This is a genomic window from uncultured Campylobacter sp. (assembly GCF_938018035.1).
In the GTDB taxonomy this organism is placed as follows: domain Bacteria; phylum Campylobacterota; class Campylobacteria; order Campylobacterales; family Campylobacteraceae; genus Campylobacter_B.
The window spans coordinates 1-1,359 of the sequence record NZ_CALIJF010000085.1; the positions used below are offsets into that span (position 1 = coordinate 1).

Consider the following 1,359-nt stretch of genomic DNA (forward strand, 5'->3'; position numbering starts at 1 on the left):
CGCGTAGGTTCGGGCGCAGCCTCGGCATTGATCTGAGCCCGCAGCGCAAGCAGTGCAACTTCAACTGCGTCTACTGCGAGTTGGGCGCGGGCAAAACCCCGCTTCGCAAAATTCTGGCGGTGAAGATTAGAATGCTGAAAATTCTAATGGCAAAAATTTCGATACCAAAAATTCTGGCGCGCAGAATTCCGGTCCGTGAAATTTAACCAGTATGATGAGAAATAAAGCTGCGTTAAAATTTAAAAATTTCACAGCCTGCCCGCGCTCTTTTTGGATCCGCACAAAGCTCGCGCGAGCAGGTGCAACTCTTTGCTACTCATTCCCGCCGAAGCCGTTTGCCTCGAAATATCAAGCGCCGATGCGAAGCCGAGCGGAGTGGGTAGAAATTTTAAAATCGTGCAGGCTTGCTTCGCTGCGTAAATTTCGGAATTGCTTTTGCGCTCTTAAATTCCAAAAATCGTGCGGAGATAAATTTAATCCGCAGCGCGTGCTATTCTGTGATTTTGGTGGGCTCGCCGAATAGCCTATTTATCTCGGAGATCAAAATTTCCTTGCCGTCCTGCGCGCCGTTTGCGAGCTCGGCGAGACCTGCCTTGGCGGCGCGCACGCTCTTACTCGTATCGCGGGGCTTTGCGGCGTAGTTTTGCGGATCGGTGGATCTTAACAGATCGTCTTTCTCCCCGCCGTTATCTCCTGAAGAAATTTCGGAATTTTGCAGCTTGGAATTCGTCGTTGAATTTCGCTGTTCAGAATTTTGCGTCGCAGAATTTTTCGAATTTTGCTGCTCGGAATTTCTTACCGCATCCGTTTGCAATTTTGCGGCTTGCGTCTCATTTGCGGCGGAATTTATTTGCGGTGCACAGCTCTGCTCGCTCTCTTGCACGCCGGTTAAATTCCTATGATCTTGCTCGCCCGTTTGCGTAGATTCGGGATTTTCTTGCATGCTGCTAGAGGTGGGGCTTTCAGTAAAATTTTGCGACGCGGAATTTACAGGGCTTTGTGAGGTCGAATTTGCAGGGCGCGCAGTATCGGCGCCGGATTCGGAAGCCGTGCCTTGCGTAGAATTCTTGCTTTGCGTAGCAGTTGCGCCACCTGCGGAATTCCGATCGCGCTCGTTTTGGGCGGGATCATCGCCGTTTTGCGGCGCGCCTTGCTCGATCTTGATGGCTGCGCTCTCGCCGAAGAGTGATTTTAACACGCTATTTATCGCTCGCGAGCCCTTGCGCAGGTACTCTCTGTCCTGCCCCTGCGCGCGCGAGAGCAGATACAGCGTGCCGCGCTCAAATTTTAAAAATTCCACGCACTTGCTAAATTTCTCGCCTAGATCGTAATCGCGGTCGTAAATTTTGGCTAAAAAAT

Annotated in this window: 2 pseudogenes; one reads left to right on the forward strand and one right to left on the reverse strand. The window is 51.1% G+C overall.

Features of this window, described 5'->3' with window-relative positions:
- Positions 1 to 83 (forward strand): annotated as a pseudogene (locus Q0257_RS02690) (hypothetical protein); the annotation flags it as partial.
- A gap of 407 nt (positions 84 to 490) precedes the next feature.
- Here the strand turns inward: Q0257_RS02690 and Q0257_RS02695 are convergent.
- Positions 491 to 1,359 (reverse strand): annotated as a pseudogene (locus Q0257_RS02695) (hypothetical protein); the annotation flags it as partial.